The organism is Rheinheimera lutimaris (assembly GCF_013283795.1).
Lineage (GTDB): Bacteria > Pseudomonadota > Gammaproteobacteria > Enterobacterales > Alteromonadaceae > Alishewanella > Alishewanella lutimaris.
Window position 1 is genome coordinate 22,144 of sequence record NZ_JABSOD010000005.1, and the last position, 17,173, is coordinate 39,316.

The window sequence follows — 17,173 nt, forward strand, 5'->3', positions numbered from 1 at the left end:
AAACCGTTGGCCCACTGTAGCACCTGCCAAACAGCTGCGCCGCCCGTTTGCGATAAAACAGGTAATTGGCCTGTGCGGCGGTTATTTTAATTGTTGTTTCAGTAAATCGACTACCGGCTGAAACTGCGATTTATTGCTATCGTTCAGCGCAATCAGTGCCTCGTGCGCGCGTAGGATCATCTCTCCCTGCTGCTGCTCAGTGTATTGCTGCGTGCCTATTGCCGCCATAGCAAACACCTGATGGGTTGGTTGTTGCACGATATCAAACGCCTGCTCCAGGCGCAGACTAAACAGCAGCTCATTCACCTCTGCGTTGGTAGAAAACAGCGTTGGCCGTGGCAGTTGTTGCAACTGACAATAACGCGCCAGGCCAGCTAACAGGCCAATATAGGTGCTGTCCATAAAGCTGGCTTCGTTTAAATCGACCACCACCCGGTGGCAACCGGTGTGGTGGCTGAACAGCCGCTCTACCAGGTCGTCCATGCCGGTCGCATTGGTGTAGCGCAGTGCGCCACGTAGTTTGAAATAACAGCAGTTATCAACACAGGCAAACAAAATTTGCTCTTGCTCTGTCATCATTCCTCCGGCCGGCTAGCAGTGTGTCAGTGTCAGTATAGTTAAATCGTCCGGCAAAGGCTGCGTAGGATCAATCGCCAATGCCTGCAGCAATGCACTGATGTCAGTGTGCTGCTGGCTGCATTGCTGCAAATATTGCAGCTTTTGCTCGGTAGTTTGCTGTGGCAGTAAGTCTAAAATACCGTCAGAAAACAGTAACACGCGGCTACGCGGCTGCAGTTGCAAACATTGATTAGTATAAGCGGCAAAGTCGAACATACCCACCGGGGTGCTTTTTAACGGCAAATAGCCGGCATCTGCCGCCTGCAACCACAACGGCCAGGGGAAGGCACCTGCATTGGCGTAGGTTATGTCGCCACTGCGGGTATCCAGCACGGCGTAAAACAAGGCGATATACTTGCCGATTTTCTCCAGCAGTAGTTCCGCGTTCAGCGCTGTGAGTAATGCTGCAGGGTCTACCAGCTTAGCCGAACTGCCACGGCGGTAACGTTCCAGATTGGCGCTGATAAAACGTTTTAAGTACACGGTAACAAAGGCTGACGCCACACCATGGCCCGACACATCGGCAATATAAAACACCACCTTGTGCTCGTCGGCGGCAAAGTAGTCGACAAAGTCACCACTCATAAACTCAGACGGGTATAAAGCATGATTAAAGTGAAACTGTGCCACGCTAAAATCCTGTGGCGGCAGCATTTTAAACTGCACCTGCTTGCCGGCACGCTCGCCGGCTTCCAGTTCAGCCAGGGTTTGCTGCAACTGCTGGTTACTGGCTTCAAGCTCTGCGGTTCTGGCCTGTACCTGTTGCTCGAGGTTGGCATTTAACCGGGCTAACTGCTCAATAGCGACATAAGCCCGCAAGGCTGACAAGACCGAGGTGGTAAGGCGCTGCACCGTTAGCTCAGTTTTAGCGCGATAGTCGTTAATATCGTAGTCCTGCACCACGCGCTGCTCAGGCGCCTGACCCGGCTGGCCGGTGCGCAGAATAATTCTTACCTGATTGTTATGCAGGTTGTCGCGAATATAGCGCACCAGGGTTAAGCCGGCGTCGTCGGTTTCCATTACCACGTCAAGCAAGATCAGCGCGATATCATGCGTTGTTGCCAGCAACTCACGGGCTTCGGCAGCACTGTAAGCGCTGATAAAATTAAGTTTGTGCTGCTGAAAATTAAAGTCGCGTAGCGCTAATTTGGTGATCTGATGAATTTCGGCGTCGTCATCAACAATCAGTACCGTCCAACTGGCCAGCGGGGCGTCGTTTACGTCGGCGTCAGCCGCAAACACCATTACATTATCATCCGGCCCGGCAGGCTGCCGGCCGTCAGAGTCCTGCGACATAGGGCATTCCTTCAGATCGCTGTCGATAGCGGGTGCTGTTAATTGAGTAAATTAACTATAGCCGCCGTGGCGTTAAGATGCGACAGCCATGCTGTTACTGCATAGCCGCCGGTAGCCGCGGCAACAACCTGTCAGCTTAACAGTTGTAAACGCGCTAATTGCTGATACAAAGGGCTGCTTTGCAGCAGTTGCTGATGCGTACCGCTGTCTGTCAGGCGGCCCTGATCCAGCAGTAAGATCCGATCAGCATTAATAACGGTTGCTAAACGGTGGGCAATAATCAGCGTGGTTTTATTTTGCATTAAATAGTCCAGCGCCTGCTGTACCTGCTGCTCGCTGACAGCATCCAGTGCGCTGGTGGCTTCATCGAGCAGTAATACCGGCCGGTCGGCCAAAATAGCCCTGGCAATAGCAATACGTTGTTTCTGGCCACCGGACAAGCGCACACCGCGCTCACCCAACTCTGTCGCGTAGCCGTCGCTAAAATCGCGGATAAAACCATCGGCCCGCGCCGCAACACAGGCGGCAATGACCTCTTGCTCCGTTGCATCCGGCCGGCCATAGCGCACGTTTTCCAGTACTGTCGTAGCAAAGATCACCGACTCTTGCGGCACCAGGGCAAACTGGGCGCGAAGTTCGGCCAGATCCAGTTGGCTGATATCAGTACCATCGAGCAAAATTTGCCCGTCAGCGGGTTGATAAAAACGTTGCAGCAGCTGAAACAAGGTAGTTTTACCGGCGCCGCTGGGGCCAACCAGCGCAATGCGTTCACCGGGTTTAATATCGACATTTAATTGACTAAGCACGGTTTTATCGGCGGCTTGCGGATAGGCAAAACTTAACTGACGGATACTCAGCGCCCCGCTAACCGGCTGGCTGAGGTGTTGCGGCTGCGCCGGTGAGCAAATGTCTACAGGCGCGGTAGCCAGCTCTATCAAGCGCTCGGTAGCACCGGCGGCACGCTGAATATCACCAATAACTTCGCTGATAGTGGCCGCGCTGCCGGCCACCATTACCGCATAAAACATAAAAGCGGTCAGCTCTCCGGCGGTGACACTTCCTGCCATCACATCACGCGCGCCCACCCAGCTTATCAGCACCATGGCACTGATACTCAGCAGCATTACCGCTGCTATCAGCAATGAACGGTAAACAATGCGCTGCTTTGCCGCCTGCATCACTTGTTCAATATGGCCGGCAAATAACTGTTGATCACGCATCTCGTGGCCGTACGACTGTACGGTGTGAATTTCATGCAGGCTTTCATCTACATAGGCACCGACATCGGCTAACCTGTCCTGGCTGGCACGTGACAACTTGCGCACCTTGCGGCCCAGCACAATAATCGGCAACAGCACCAGCGGTACTGCCAGCAACACCAGCCCGGTCATTTTAAAGCTGGTCAGTGCCATCATCAGCAAACCGCCAATGGCCGTCAGGGTAGAACGCAATGCCATCGACAAGCCGGAGCCCACTACACTTTGCAGTAAGGTGGTGTCGGCGGTAAAACGGGAAATAACTTCGCCGGTACGCATTTGGCTGTAAAACGCCGGCGACAGCTTCAGCATATGCTGATACACGCGGTTACGGATATCGGCACTCACCCGCTCGCCCAACCAGGTCATTAAATAAAACCGGCAAAATACCGCAGCAGACGCCAGGGTACACAACAGCAAAATACCCAGGGTGATTTGATTTAACCGCGCACTGTTATCAGCCACAAAGCCTTCATCGACCAATAAACGCACGCCCTGGCCCAACGCCAGCCAACTCAGCGAGCCAATCAGTAAAAACAACAATGCCAGCATAACGCGACTACGGTAAGGCCGTAAAAAACTGCCCAGCCAGGGCAATACGGCGACATTAGCTTGCATCAGATAATCGCCCCGGAATAACGGGCAGACAGGTAACAAACGGACATAGTTTTAGCCTTACAGTACGAAGCATGAGCTGAAAAAGCAGATTCATCAAAGGCAAGAGTATACGCTAATGACCAACTGCGGCAATGGCTCAGCCGTGTGCTTTAGGCCAATGCCGGCATAAATCGCGCTGTAACCGTTTAAATTCGGCATTGCTCAGCGCTTGCTGACGCAAATAAGCGCACTGCACACTTTGCAGCTTGCTGTTGCGGGACAACGAAACAAAATCACGGTAGACGGGGTAATAGGCTTTCGCCAGTTTTAACTGGTTACGAAAGTACAGCGCTTTAAATCCGGCCGGCAGTTGCGGCCAAAAATCGTTTGCCAGCTTTACACTTAACAGCAAAGGTTGCGGCATATAAGGGCCGTGTGCATCGGCCAACAGCAGTTGTTCAGCCGCCGCGTCAGGTTGATTTAATACCCACGCCAGCGCATAGGCATAAGCGGCATAACCATCGCCCCAACCGGGCCTTTGTGCCAATGCCTGCTGGTACAACGCGTGCAAAGTGTCGCTGTCAATCTGGTCCAGTTGCTGATAATGGCCCCACTCCAGCGTACGCGCCAACATTAAACGGTAATGCGGGTTGGCAGCATCAAGCTTTACCGCTTGCTGTGCCGCGGTTTTGGCATCCTGATAAAGCGGCGCGGCCGGCACTTTGCCGTTATGCCAGCTATCAAGATAAAACACTGATTTAAAATGAAATGCACTGGCAAGTCCCTGGCGCAATGCCAATGTGATACCCGCCAGCATCAGTATCGCCAGCAACGGGTACAGCCAACGGCTTTGCATCAGGCTGCCACCAGCATGCCACCGGCAGTAAACAGCGATTGACTGATTTGCGCCGGGGTATCCAGCACCAATTGCTGTGCCTGTTCAGGCGAGGTCCAGCTACTGATTTGCAGCTTTGCCTCTGCCAATAAGGGCGGTCGCCGCTTTAATGAATGGCAATCTGTCGCCACTATGCTGAAGATACCCTCTGCCAGATACTGCCTGGCAAGGTGTAACGGTTTATCGCCCATGCCACCCAGTACAGAAGACGCTGTTAACTGAAACAAGCAGTCCAGCCGCTGCAGCTGAATAATTTTAGCGGGATCTTGCTGTAACTCGCGGTTACGCTCCGGGTGCGCCACCATAATACGGTAGCCCAGCCTGGCCAGATATTTAATCAGCTTATCGCTGCCGGGCGGTATATGGCTGTGCGGAAACTCCAGTAACAACACCTTATCGCCCTGATAATGCCCCAGCAACGGCAGCGCTTTACGCTCTGCCAGCTGAATTAACTGCGGCTCTACCCTAAGCTCGGCTGCCGCGGCTATTTGCACCATGATGCCTTCTGCCAGCGCAGCTGCACGCAGGCTGCTTAATGCAGCACCGATGCTTTGCACGGTATTGTCATAATAGCCGCTTTGTACGTGCGGCGTAGCAACCATATGGCTGATACCCTGCTCCTGCGCCAGGCGCAGCAGTGCTAATGACTCAGCTAAATCGGCTGCGCCATCATCTATACCGGGTAAAATATGGCAATGCAGATCAATCACGTTTAGCTCTGCTCTGTGCCGTAGTAGCCGTACTGCCCGTAAGAACCATAGTAACTGGCCGCTTTTTCGGTATCCATTTGGTTTAAAATAACACCATACAAATTACCGTGTGCCTGGTTAATCTTGGCAATAGAGTTTTTCACCGCCGGGCTGCGGGTATGGTCGGCTTTTACAATCAGCAGCACAGCATCACTCATCGGGGCCAGCAACAAGCCATCACTAACCATTTGCACCGGCGGCGTATCAACAATAATCTTGTCGTAATCGGCTTTCAACTGCTCCAGCAAGCGCTCAAAAGCCCCACCGGCCAGTAGCTCAAGCGGGTTTAGCGGTACCGCACCGGCGGTCAGTATGTCTACGCCGCTCTGCTCATCTTTTACAATACAGTCGGCTACCGTTTCAGTGCCGGACAATACATTGGCCAGGCCAGGCTGATAGCCCGGCAAACCCATCTTAGTACCCAAAGTGGGCTTGCGCATATCGGCATCAATCAGCAGCACCCGCTCCAGTGCACCAAAAGCAAATGCCAGGTTTAAGCTGGTGGAGGTTTTACCTTCGCCAGGGTAAGACGAGGTAATTTCAATCACTTTCAACGGCTTATCAATAGACAGTAAGGATAAGCCGGTACGGATATTCGACACCGCCTCAATATGCTGGCGCTGGCCGCGGTCAAAAAAGGCGCGCGCACGGTCGGTTTCGCCGGTTTTCTTACCGCCTTTGGGTAAAAAGCCCAGTGCACGCTGATTCAGCATTTTTTCTACGTCGGTAAGATGTTTTACCGTATCGTTCAGCGCATCAAACACCAGCGCCATTACCGTGGCTAAACCACCGGCAGCAATTAACACCAGCAATAAAATCAGCTTTTTCTTTGGTTTTTCTGCTTCGGTTGGCAGCTCTGCAAGGTCGGTAAACCGGGCTATCGGCGCGTCAAAATCGCCGGTTACTTCGGTTTCTTTTTGCCGTGCCATAAAGTTATCGAATAATAAGCGGTTAGTTTCTACCTCGCGCTTAATACGACGATAATCAGACTCTACCGCGCCCATACCGGAAAAGCGGCTGCGGGCTTGCTCAAAGCGCACTTCCAACGCAGCCAACCGCTCTGCTGCAGCCTGGGCTTCTTTTTCCACGCCATCAATCAAGCGTAAAATTTGCTGGGTCAGACTTTGCTGTACCGAGCTTAATTCAGCCTGAGCAGAGATCATCTTCGGATGCTTAGGGCCATATACTTTGCCAAACTCTGACACTTTACGCTCGGCCAACAACACTTCACGCTTTACGTTTTGTACTGAAATATGCGAGGTGATTTCCGGCAAGCTCTCCAACCGGCGGATATCATCGCGGCCAAAACGCTGCACCAGGGTTAAAAAGCCTTCGGTTTCAGCTTTGCGCGCGCGCGCTACCGACAATTGCTCGTTCAGCCGTTCCAGTTCTTGTTGATCCAGCGAGGTAACACCGGCTACATCAACCAGGTTATGCTCAGCACGAAACAGTTCCAGTTTCAGCTCGCTTTGCTCCAGCCGTTCGCGTAGCTCAGCCACGCGACCGCCCAACCAGCTGTTAGCTTTTTGCGTAATACCTAAGCGGGCATCTAACTGGCTGTTAATATATGCATCGCCCAACGCATTGGCGACTGCCTGCGCCAGCTTGGGATCTTCTGAGCTAAAGCTCAGCTTAACTAATTGGGTACGGCGCACCGGAACTATGTCGATATTTTTAACAAAGGCATCTAACTGGCCTTTGCGCAGCAAAAAGGCCGCATATTCAGGGTCTTCGTCTGCATCGCTTTGCGGCAAAAACGGTACTAGTGCCATAAGTTGTTGCTTCAAACCGGCTTTAGGCTGGTATTCAGCGTGGTTGGCAACATCGAGAGTGATAAATACCTGCTCTGCAATAGAGCGCGACTTCAACACTTCAAATTGCGTCAGGTAGTACTCCTGCTGAGAAGAGTTAAAGCCGTATACTTCTTCAATTTTTATCGCCCTGGCCTGGGTGGCTTCAAGCAATAAAGTTGACGTAGCGCGGTACACCGGCGCCATATTCAGCAACACAAATGTTGCCAGCACACCACATAGCAAGGTAAACGCCATAATGCGCCACTTGGCGCGATAGATCACATTAAAGGTTTTCTTTAAATCAATAACCTGTACTGCCTGATCGGCCCCGTCAGCGCGCGCTGTTTCAACATGCATTAAAAGAATCTCTGTAAAATAGTGACGGTATCACCAGCCAACACACGGCTGTTCAGTGTGCCGTTTTCGGTTTCCGCTTTTTTCGCTTCGCGGGCAATAACAATACGATCGCGGGAGGCGCGCTCTGTCAGGCCACCGGCCAACGCCACAGCCTGGTTCACTGTCATACCCGGTTGATACGGATAAGCGCCGGGTTTTTTCACTTCACCGTGAATATAAAACGGCCGGTACTCGTCAATGCCAACATAAACATTCGGTTCTATCAGGTAGTCGCCTTTCAGGCCCTGATAAATTAATTGTTCCAGTTCTTTTAATGTACGGCCGCTGGCTTTTATGCTGCCCAAAAACGGATAGTTAATAGTGCCACTGTCCGTTAGCTGGGTTTGCAGTGCCATATCATCCTGACCAAACACTTTAATACTGATTTTATCGCCGGCGCCCAGCAGATAACCGTCATCTGCCAAAACGTTCAGGCTGGCAAATGCCAGCCCGCCTATTAACCACAACTGCTTCATTGTTAACATCAGAAACCTGCTTGTACACCAACATAGAATACATTTTTGTCAAAGCGGATATTTTGCACAGTAGAAGATTTACGCGTCAGATCCGTTCCTGCAGTTAACATAATGTTGGTACGCAACAAATAGTTTGCCGCTAAGCTCAGCGTTTTGGTTTTATCGGTACGATCTGCACCTGAGTAATCTTCATTACTGTAGTTAAACGCCGCTGTGCTGGAGAATAACTCTGACCAATCATGTACCCATGCCACACCATGCAGTGTTTCTTTTACGAAATCGCCTTCAACGTTAGGATCTTTCGCCTGGCGACCGGTAGTCAATTGGAACGTAGAATAGCTAAGCGGCGCATAAACTACAGACGCTTCCCAGGTCAGACCGCTGAAATCTTTTCGCTCAGCACTGTCAAAATTCTTGTCCTGGTAACCAATACGAAAACTACCAGAGGTTAATGCCGTAGCTTCCCAATCCATACCCACACGGTATTTAGTCGTCAGACTGTCGCGTTTACCGGTAGGGTCAACCAGGTCATAAGCGATATCTTCGCGAATAATTTCTGCAACTACACTGGTAGTGGCCTGAGTATCATAGTAAAACGCCGCACCGTAAGAGAATTTATCAAAGTTACGCACACTGGTCAGCGCTTCGTAATTAGTAAATTCTTTATCAAAATAACCTGCCATTACCCGCACGCGGGCCGGAGTAGACATAGCACCGTACTCGTAATGGGCATTCAGGTTCCAGGTATCAAATTCAGCCGGTTCATCCTGCAGGTTACCTAAACCTTCAGATACCCCGGTACCACGGTCTTCATGGCCGGAAACATATTCCACGCCGGCTTCAAAGCGATTACTTTGGTTCAGTTCTACTTTGGCCTTGCCATCGGCATAAAAATCCAGGTAGTTGTCATCTGAACTGGAGAAATAAGTGCCGCTGGCTACGCTTAACGTAGAGCTGTATACATTAGCACCGTCTTGCAGCAAGGCACGCAGACTTGGCGTTACCGCAAAAATCCAGCTGGACTCTTCGTTAGTGCTGGTGCTGGCGATATTGTCATTATGCGCTAAGCGCGCTTGCACCATAGGCGTAAAATCAATACCGCTTTCTGTAGTAATAGCAGCTGCAGTTAACTCGTTAGCAGCCACGTTTGCCGACAAACCAACAGCAGCGATAGCCAGCGTTAAGCGTGAAATTTTAAACATTGAACGTCCTTATTAATAAGCGTTTTTGTTAATAAAACCTTTGAGCAAGGTGTTAAGGATAATTTTGATATCAAACATCAGTGACCAGTTACGGATATAATCGAGATCGAACTTGACGCGCATCTCCATTTTTTCCAGGGTGTCCGTTTCGCCACGCCAGCCATTTACCTGCGCCCAGCCGGTAATACCGGGGCGCATTTTGTGGCGCAACATATAAAATGCTACCTGCTTACGATATTCTTCATTATGTGCAACAGCGTGCGGGCGCGGCCCAACTACAGACATGTCTCCCATTAGTACATTGAAGAACTGCGGTAATTCATCCAAAGAGGTGCGGCGTAAAAAAGCCCCTACCGGGGTAATGCGGCTATCGTTGCGGGTGGCTTGTATCACCTTGCCACCATTTTCCATAGTGCGCATCGAGCGGAATTTGTACACACCAATGCGGCGACCATCCAAACCATAGCGGTCTTGCTTAAACAGTACCGGCCCTTTAGAGGTAAACTTAACTGCAGCGGCAATTAACAGTAACAACGGAGCTATAGCCAGCAATACCGCGCTACTGAAAGCAATATCAAAACTACGCTTGTAAAAATCCTGGATACCAAAACCCGGTGATTCAAACACGCTGATGGTGTCGACATCGCCAACATTACCAATACGGCCGTGCATCAGGTTTTTCATCAGAAAATCCGGTACCAATAACACGTCTACCGTACTGTCACCCAGGGCGGTAATCATATCTGCCACACGCTGTTCAGCCAGCATCGGTAAACATATATACAATTTGACTAACTCACCGCTGCGGGCGAGTGCCACAGCTTGCTCGATACTGCCACGCACATAACGCTGCGTTTCAACCGGCAGCCGGTTTGTGGCTCTATCATCAAAAAAGCCAATACACTCAAATCCCAACTCAGGATGCCGCGTAATTTCATGGTATAAATTCAAACCACTGCCGGTGGCACCGATAATGGCGACTTTTTGCATCGCCAAACCACGGCGACGCTGCATGGTTTTGATACCCCTTGCAGCAATACGCCACAACGCCAGCGTAACTAAAGACGCTACATACCAGCCAATTAAAACAGCGCGTGAAAAGGCTTCTGATTGTTTAAACAGGAATAATGCGGCAAGCACCAACAAAAACGCCAATGTATGTGCCACCACCAGCAGCACCAGCATGCGGGAAAAACGCCCTACCCGCCACGAGCGATACAACTGCACCGATTCTGCCAAATAGGAATAGCACACCAGGTAAGCACACAGCAGCAGACCGTATTTGCTGTTTAACGTAACGTCGTAAAGTGTCGCCCCCAATACAAACACCGCGGCAAGGATCAGTAAATCTATCAACCGGTAAAAAACGGACGAGGCATGGCCGGTATATCGAAACGTTTGCTTGTTCACTGTGTTAACTCCATTTAACTATTCGTAAAGCATTGGCATCTGACACTGCAAGGGACAATGTCGCTGAGAAAAGTATGCCGTTCTGCATCAGGCCGGATAAAGCAAACCGCTTCAGACCTGTCTATCGCTAACCAATACCGCCGCTCAAGCTAAGCTTGTACTGCTTTCTGCGGGGTGATTTGTTAATGCATGCTGTACTTAAAACGCCGACAATTTATCACATCAGGCGCTCAATGCAAGCAAAAACACCAACATATATAAACCAACATTTTACATAAGGTTTTCATTGAAATAGATCGATTAAAAAATAACCAAACTGGTTTAAATATCACCAAATAACGGCATTACTCACCAATGCGGTGCATAACGCTGATAATTTCAATGTAGGCCTCGTTTATACAAGTTAAATAAACCAATATATTTCAACAAGTTAATAAACAAAAGCACCAACCCCCGCACTTTACAGATACAAGTTTTGTTCCACAAAACTCCATGTAAACACAAATTTATTACAATAAAACGACAGTTATGGCAAAAAGCCACTTTGCAACCAGTCGCAATGTTAATAGAAAGCCAAGATAAGCCGCATGCAACACCACGTTAAAATATGTCATAAAATCTTACAGTTATAAAAACGTAAAAATATAAGCCACTACTTTTCAACAACTTAAAATCAGGAACAATTATTGCATTGTAAATTTTGAGTATCAAAATAAGGTGATGCATTATGAAAAAAACGTTAATTAAGGTTTTATCTGCCACTGCCCTGTGTTTTAGCCTGAGTAGCCACGCAGCACTAATTCAGGTGTCTGCTACCGACACTGCGCCAGGCAGCAGCAGCTATCTGGCACCGGGTGCCGGTGATGTAGGTGGCTTCCCTACTCCTTACAGCCCGGGTTCACTAATTCAACCGCAAAATCTGTTCGATGGTATGGACGACATCCGTATTGCCAGCCGGCTGGACCTCTCTGCGCTGGATCGCAGCACTGACAACGGCGATCCAGCACTCGGCTGGGACGTGGATCAATTAGAGTGGTTCACCGAGTTTTACTACTTTGACACCTTGCTTGATGACTGGCAGCAAGTTACCTCCTGGTATGCTTTTATCAGCTGGGATCAGGTAGAAACCTGGCAAGCCGATCCGGAGCTTAGCGGTATTGATTTCTGGACCGGCGACGTACGCGGATTTCTTGCCGACAGCAGCTGGTTAAGCGGCGACTGGTTAGCGGTATCCAGCTTTGAAGGTGCAACCAGCACAGTAAACAACACCTTTTTCTCAATACGCAACCCGGCTGCTGTGCCCGAGCCAGCCAGCATTGCACTGTTTGGCCTGGCGTTAGCCGGCATTGGCATCCGCCGCAGAAAGCAAAAACAGGCGTAACAAACCTCGCTGCAATTTGCCCTGCTTCGGCGGGGCTTTTTTATTGCTGCATCTTTAATGTCAGTATTTTTTACAGCGCCATACAGCGCTCACTAAATACCTGTTAAATATCATAAACTTAAATTATGGCACAAATAGTGCTAATTACTGGTTTAGCTGAAATTTGTTGTAGCCACCAGGAGTAAAAATGAAAACCACCGCTAAGCTGCTGTTTGTATTAGCCTGTGCAGTATCTGCCTTCGCTGTTAAAACCCACGCCACGCCAATTGTTATCGATGCTGCTTTGCACGATTACCAAAGTAATCAGGGTTATTATCGTACTGTTGATTTTTATCAGTTTTCTTCCGCCGGCGGTTTTGCCAGTTTTGATATATTCGCCAGGGGCTATCAAGCAAGCAGTTTGGACAGCATGCTGTGGCTGTTTCGGGATGATGGTATTTTAGATGTGTCAGATTTACTTACACAAAATGATGACTTCTGGTCCATATCTGGCCGCGGCTTTACCGACGGCAGCTATAGCTCGTTAGATGCATATTTAAGTGTTAATTTCTCAGCCGGTAATTATCTGCTGGCCGTAGGCAGCTGCTGCAATTATGGCGCAACGGATATTACTGACGGCATGCAATGGAATGGTGCAGCAAGCTATAGCAACCCTCTGCTATATCGCAGCTTACCATACCAGTTAACCGTAAATGGCGCTGTAAATAACTTTCGCCCGCAAAACACGGCTATCAGCAATATACCAGAGCCGGCGTCTATCGCTTTGTTAGGGATGGGCTTGTTAGCGTTACGCCTGTATCGCAAAAAAGCCGCGGTTTAACTGCAGCTTACTCTTACGACAGAGCCCCGCTATGCGGGGGCTTTTGCATTTTTGTTGTTACATATGTTTTATGCTGGCTGGCCAAAGTGGGTAAGGAGGTTATGGCGATTCAAGCGGCTACAGCGCTACATAAACATCAGCCGCGCTAGCGTCGGTTTAACCTTGTTTTACACACATGCAGCAAACACCAGACGCTGATGGCAATTAACCAGCCAGCTAAGGACATACCAAAATCAGCCCAGTCCGATTTGCGGTGCGGTGTAAAAGACTGAATAAACTCATCCAGTGCATAACACACAGGAAACACCATAAAAAATATCAGGTTAAACCTGACAGAACGCTGCGCCACCCGGCATATTATCGCCAGGCTAAACGGCAGCACAGCACCAACAAAAACATGCAGCACGTTGTCGGTACCGGCCAGTGCCATCGCCAGCGGCGAAATCAGCTTAAAACTGGTAGGGTGTGCATGTAACAGCACCAGAGATACAGCAGTAAGTAAAAACATTACGGCTACTATCTCGGTGAATATCAGCAATATAGATTTGTGTTTTAAGCTGATTTCAATGTCTCATTTTTAACATAACTGGTAAGTCTTGATATTTGCAACAAGGTCTGACACCACTGTACATTTACAAACGAATATCGGAATCAGCTTTATCCAGTACATATTTTAAATCGTAAATGATGCCGCCCGGTTTCAGGAATTTGCGTATACCTGCAGCGCCAAGTTCTTTAAATTGATGATGCGCCACCGCCAGTATTACCGCTTCGTAGCCGGCAGCTTGTGGGGCGGCTACTGGGGTAATGCCGTATTCGTGCTCAGCTTCTTGCGCACTCACCCAAGGGTCGAACACGTCGAAGCTCATGCCGTAGTCTTTTAGTTCAGACAAAATATCGACCACTTTGGTATTACGAATGTCCGGGCAGTTTTCTTTAAAGGTTAAGCCTAATACCAGTACTTTACTGCCTGCTATTAGCGTTTTAGCATGGATCATCTTTTTCACCAGCTGACTAACAACATAACGCCCCATGTTGTCGTTTATCCGCCGACCAGCCAGAATAACTTCCGGGTAATAACCAATGGCCTGGGCTTTGTGCGTTAAATAATAAGGATCTACCCCTATACAATGGCCTCCCACTAAACCTGGGCGAAAAGGTAGAAAGTTCCATTTAGTGCCCGCAGCCAACAGTACTTCTTCAGTATCTATACCCAAACGATTAAAAATGACCGCCAGTTCGTTGATTAAGGCAATATTCAAATCACGTTGAGTATTTTCAATGACTTTAGCGGCTTCCGCGACTTTAATACTGGAGGCTTTATGGGTGCCTACCTTAACAATACTAGCGTAAAGCCTATCAACGATATCGGCCACTTCAGGCGTTGAACCCGCTGTTACCTTTTTAATATTTGTTACGCGATGCTCTTTATCACCGGGGTTGATCCGCTCTGGGCTATAACCAGCGAAAAAATCGACGTTAAACTTAAGCCCAGACACCTCCTCCAGCACCGGTACGCATACTTCTTCTGTAGCGCCGGGGTAAACAGTAGATTCGTAAATAACAATATCACCTTTTTTCAGCACCTTACCTATAGTTTGGCTAGCCTTAACTAAAGGTGTCATATCTGGCTGGCGGTGTTCATCAATAGGGGTTGGCACAGTAACAATAAAGGTATTTGCCGCTGCTAAATCCGCAAGGTCTGTTGTAAAGGTTAAAAATGCAGCTTCTGATAGCTCAGATGAAGATACCTCTAATGTTTGATCGCTACCAGAGCGCAGTTCATTAACACGATTCTGGTTAATATCAAAACCAATAACAGAATGCTTTTTACCAAACTCAACAGCCAGCGGCAAGCCAACATATCCCAAACCGATAACAACAATGTTTAATGTTCTATTTTGTAGCATTTTCATCCTTTAAAACGTTCTTTAATAAATAACCAAACCGTAAATAGAGTCAGAATAAAATGTATTTTACTCTGACTCTATTTACATGATCTCTAAGCCAAACTGCACACTCAGTCCTTTAAGACCTGTTGTGTTTATCAATACCTGATTGTTGTTTATTTGTACTCGTTCGTTGCTTTTCACCAGCTTTACTTTGCCTGAGAAAAACAGCTCAATTGGTTTTTCTCCCCATTCTGGATCTGCAGCGCTTACGTCTATAACTTTCTCATTAAAATGCACTAAAATACTCGAAGATCCTTTTACGGATAGCTTGCCAGGGATTATTTCATTTAACTCAATCGAATAGCTATTAGCTAAAAACACATTGTCTTTCTTATACCAGATAGCATGAAATAAACGATCTTTTTTAAGGACCTCAATATCTAGATTTTCTGAGAATTCGTTCATTTCTTTTTTTGAAATATTTGGCAATAATACATATGCGTAATCAGTAGAATCGTTTTCGGCGTGGCTAAGATCGAATCTGGCTCTCCATGCTGAAATCTGAGTATTATTCATATGTCGTTTGCTATGTTTATTGATGTCTTGCCAATCGCCTTTTACGTGCTCCAAAGCAAATTTTGCTTGCTGAGTATAGGGCAATAAAACACCTAAACTTGTATTTGAGTGAGCATTGTTGAGCCAAAGCACTTCGTCACCTTTTATCGATTCCCAACTAAGTTGTTCAGCCTTGTCAGCAAAACGTTGGAAAATATTAGTGTTCTTCGCACCTTGAATCCCTGAACCAAGCGCGACGATCCTATCGGGAAGATAAAACCAAGATTTTTTAGCGAATGTTTTTCCGTTTAAACTCTGGAAATCCATACCAATAGCAGCATAACGTCCTAATACTGCGCCACCAACCCAAGTTTGAGATTTCAACGGACTGTTATAATGATTGCTTTGCCCAGCACAAGGCTCAAGCACTTGCCTATCTGTTGTAGTACCAGGAGGCGAAGTTGCATCAAGTAAAGGCCAAACATCAACGTAGTCATTATTATCAATCTGTAAATACATCATGCCATCGCCGGTATACCAACCTTTCAAATTTGCACCATTCAAACATTCAAAGTTACCCGTCCTTGAGGAATGCATGGCAATGGCAGAAATATAAGTTGGCGCTCGATACACAAACCGGTCCATAGAGGGAAACATTAAGGCTTTAAATTGATTACTCTTTAATTTGAACGAATTAGTTGAAACTTCAATTCTTTCCTTTAACTCATTAGGCGCTACCTTATGAAAATCATAGAGCAGCCTAAGAACTTTACTGCCTCGGCGATCTGTTTGTTCCCATCCTCTGCTTACCGCTCTACCGGCAACAATGTCTAGCAATCTTCCTTCAAACGAAAAGGGCAAAAGCGCAGATTCATACAGATCCATCACTCGATGAAAAATACCTATCTCCGGTTGCCATTTTGTGCCTTTAACCAGAGCTAATACCTCATTTAAACCTTCAAATAACACCAACCCATAAGAGCCAATATATGCGATATCACTATGCTGAATATAACTACCGTCTACATAAAACCCATCACCAGAATCAACATAATCAATCACTGACCATAACTTATTCATTGCTAAAGTAACGGCTTCTTCATCTTGTTCCAGTAAAGCTCTTTGAAGAACTATTAATACTGTATCAACTCGATTGGCTCCAGTGTTTAAAAAAGCTTTAGTATTAGAAGATGCTCCAAAATTCTGGAAACCTGGCTTTGGCAGATAATAGTGACTGGCTTTAAGTAGCTCAGCAGATAGTGCTTCATCGAGCCAAGGTCCCGCTCGCAATAAAATTTGGTTTATTTGTGATGGAATTCCAATTTCCCAATGCCACCAATTTCCAGATTTTAACCGACCAACCCGATATTCTTGGAGAACTTTACCTAACGCATCTTCAACAACCTGCTTCTGACTTTGAGACATGTTAGAAGATAAGCTTTTATTAATCCTAACTAAACTATGTGTAATGACTGACTCGTCAACTGCGACATCGTCGACTAGAAGAGGCATATCAGAAAAAATGCTTTCTTGTGTATCAGACCACGCTAATAAACCAAAATTAACTTCGTCTGGGCTTTTACTAACAGAATGCCAATTCAACCAGTTATTCTTGGCTATTTGCAAATCTGTTTCGCCAGCCATTGATGGTAGGCAAAACATAAACAAGATCGCTGTTATCAAGTAAAATTTTTTAAGCACTAACAGTTACCAAACCCAGCAGAAAGCAGTATGTCATCACAACGCAACCTAGCAACAGCTATGTTTAATTTTCTATTTTGTAATCTTTTCATTTTTTAAAGCATTCTTTTGTAAGATAGTGTTTTAAATTAAAAAT

14 protein-coding genes are annotated in these 17,173 nt (G+C 47.6%); 2 read left to right on the forward strand and 12 right to left on the reverse strand.

Annotation, left to right across the window (positions count from 1 at the left end; all coding sequences use genetic code 11):
* Window positions 1-81 precede the first annotated feature (81 nt).
* The 9 genes from HRH59_RS06120 to HRH59_RS06160 form a co-directional block, all read right to left on the reverse strand.
* A complete protein-coding gene (locus HRH59_RS06120; RefSeq protein WP_173500393.1) occupies window positions 82-576 on the reverse strand; it encodes an STAS domain-containing protein in 495 nt (164 codons plus the stop codon).
* 15 nt (window positions 577-591) lie between these two features.
* The gene (locus HRH59_RS06125; RefSeq protein WP_173500394.1) at window positions 592-1,914 is read right to left on the reverse strand and encodes a PP2C family protein-serine/threonine phosphatase; all 1,323 of its coding nucleotides are present in this window, start codon (window positions 1,912-1,914) and stop codon (window positions 592-594) included.
* A 131-nt stretch (window positions 1,915-2,045) separates the two neighbouring features.
* Window positions 2,046-3,788: an ABC transporter transmembrane domain-containing protein gene (locus tag HRH59_RS06130; RefSeq protein ID WP_173500395.1), complete on the reverse strand. Its 1,743-nt coding sequence runs from the start codon at window positions 3,786-3,788 to the stop codon at window positions 2,046-2,048.
* Between the two features lie 136 nt (window positions 3,789-3,924).
* On the reverse strand, window positions 3,925-4,623 hold the full coding sequence (locus HRH59_RS06135; protein ID WP_173500396.1) for a hypothetical protein: 699 nt from the start codon (window positions 4,621-4,623) through the stop codon (window positions 3,925-3,927).
* Window positions 4,623-5,372 (reverse strand): tyrosine-protein phosphatase, encoded by a 750-nt coding sequence (locus tag HRH59_RS06140; RefSeq protein ID WP_173500397.1) that lies wholly within the window; start codon window positions 5,370-5,372, stop codon window positions 4,623-4,625. Before HRH59_RS06140 ends, HRH59_RS06135 begins: the two co-directional genes overlap by 1 nt.
* 2 nt (window positions 5,373-5,374) lie before the next feature.
* Window positions 5,375-7,561 carry a GumC family protein gene (locus HRH59_RS06145; protein WP_173500398.1) on the reverse strand — a complete coding sequence of 729 codons (2,187 nt, stop codon included), beginning with the start codon at window positions 7,559-7,561 and terminating at the stop codon, window positions 5,375-5,377.
* Window positions 7,561-8,085, reverse strand: coding sequence for a polysaccharide biosynthesis/export family protein (locus HRH59_RS06150; RefSeq protein ID WP_218573473.1), 525 nt, complete (start codon window positions 8,083-8,085; stop codon window positions 7,561-7,563). Before HRH59_RS06150 ends, HRH59_RS06145 begins: the two co-directional genes overlap by 1 nt.
* The gene (locus HRH59_RS06155; protein WP_173500399.1) at window positions 8,085-9,278 is read right to left on the reverse strand and encodes an outer membrane beta-barrel protein; all 1,194 of its coding nucleotides are present in this window, start codon (window positions 9,276-9,278) and stop codon (window positions 8,085-8,087) included. The genes HRH59_RS06150 and HRH59_RS06155 overlap by 1 nt, the downstream gene beginning before the upstream one ends.
* 12 nt (window positions 9,279-9,290) lie before the next feature.
* Window positions 9,291-10,688 (reverse strand): undecaprenyl-phosphate glucose phosphotransferase, encoded by a 1,398-nt coding sequence (locus HRH59_RS06160; protein WP_218573474.1) that lies wholly within the window; start codon window positions 10,686-10,688, stop codon window positions 9,291-9,293.
* A 727-nt stretch (window positions 10,689-11,415) separates the two neighbouring features.
* Here HRH59_RS06160 and HRH59_RS06165 point away from each other — a divergent pair.
* Window positions 11,416-12,069, forward strand: a complete 654-nt coding sequence (locus HRH59_RS06165) for a PEP-CTERM sorting domain-containing protein (RefSeq protein ID WP_173500400.1) — start codon at window positions 11,416-11,418, stop codon at window positions 12,067-12,069.
* A gap of 187 nt (window positions 12,070-12,256) precedes the next feature.
* Window positions 12,257-12,889 carry a DVUA0089 family protein gene (locus HRH59_RS06170; protein ID WP_173500401.1) on the forward strand — a complete coding sequence of 211 codons (633 nt, stop codon included), beginning with the start codon at window positions 12,257-12,259 and terminating at the stop codon, window positions 12,887-12,889.
* A gap of 145 nt (window positions 12,890-13,034) precedes the next feature.
* Here HRH59_RS06170 and HRH59_RS06175 read toward each other — a convergent pair whose 3' ends face one another.
* The 3 genes from HRH59_RS06175 to HRH59_RS06185 form a co-directional block, all read right to left on the reverse strand.
* On the reverse strand, window positions 13,035-13,397 hold the full coding sequence (locus HRH59_RS06175; protein WP_173500402.1) for a VanZ family protein: 363 nt from the start codon (window positions 13,395-13,397) through the stop codon (window positions 13,035-13,037).
* A 124-nt stretch (window positions 13,398-13,521) separates the two neighbouring features.
* Window positions 13,522-14,805, reverse strand: coding sequence for a Vi polysaccharide biosynthesis UDP-N-acetylglucosamine C-6 dehydrogenase TviB (gene tviB, locus HRH59_RS06180; RefSeq protein WP_218573475.1), 1,284 nt, complete (start codon window positions 14,803-14,805; stop codon window positions 13,522-13,524).
* Window positions 14,806-14,880: 75 nt separating this feature from the next.
* A complete protein-coding gene (locus tag HRH59_RS06185; protein ID WP_173500403.1) occupies window positions 14,881-17,037 on the reverse strand; it encodes a polysaccharide lyase family 8 super-sandwich domain-containing protein in 2,157 nt (718 codons plus the stop codon).
* Between the last annotated feature and the right edge of the window lie 136 nt (window positions 17,038-17,173).

Excerpts from the sequence above, each read along its gene's own strand:
- HRH59_RS06120 (WP_173500393.1), bottom strand. The coding sequence starts at position 576 with ATGACAGAGCAAGAGCAAATTTTGTTTGCCTGTGTTGATAACTGCTGT.
- HRH59_RS06125 (WP_173500394.1), bottom strand. The coding sequence starts at position 1,914 with ATGTCGCAGGACTCTGACGGCCGGCAGCCTGCCGGGCCGGATGATAAT.
- HRH59_RS06135 (WP_173500396.1), bottom strand. The coding sequence starts at position 4,623 with ATGCAAAGCCGTTGGCTGTACCCGTTGCTGGCGATACTGATGCTGGCG.
- HRH59_RS06150 (WP_218573473.1), bottom strand. The coding sequence starts at position 8,085 with ATGTTAACAATGAAGCAGTTGTGGTTAATAGGCGGGCTGGCATTTGCC.
- HRH59_RS06170 (WP_173500401.1), top strand. The coding sequence starts at position 12,257 with ATGAAAACCACCGCTAAGCTGCTGTTTGTATTAGCCTGTGCAGTATCT.
- HRH59_RS06165 (WP_173500400.1), top strand. The coding sequence starts at position 11,416 with ATGAAAAAAACGTTAATTAAGGTTTTATCTGCCACTGCCCTGTGTTTT.
- HRH59_RS06130 (WP_173500395.1), bottom strand. The coding sequence starts at position 3,788 with ATGCAAGCTAATGTCGCCGTATTGCCCTGGCTGGGCAGTTTTTTACGG.
- HRH59_RS06155 (WP_173500399.1), bottom strand. The coding sequence starts at position 9,278 with ATGTTTAAAATTTCACGCTTAACGCTGGCTATCGCTGCTGTTGGTTTG.
- tviB (WP_218573475.1), bottom strand. The coding sequence starts at position 14,805 with ATGAAAATGCTACAAAATAGAACATTAAACATTGTTGTTATCGGTTTG.
- HRH59_RS06175 (WP_173500402.1), bottom strand. The coding sequence starts at position 13,397 with ATGTTTTTACTTACTGCTGTATCTCTGGTGCTGTTACATGCACACCCT.
- HRH59_RS06145 (WP_173500398.1), bottom strand. The coding sequence starts at position 7,561 with ATGCATGTTGAAACAGCGCGCGCTGACGGGGCCGATCAGGCAGTACAG.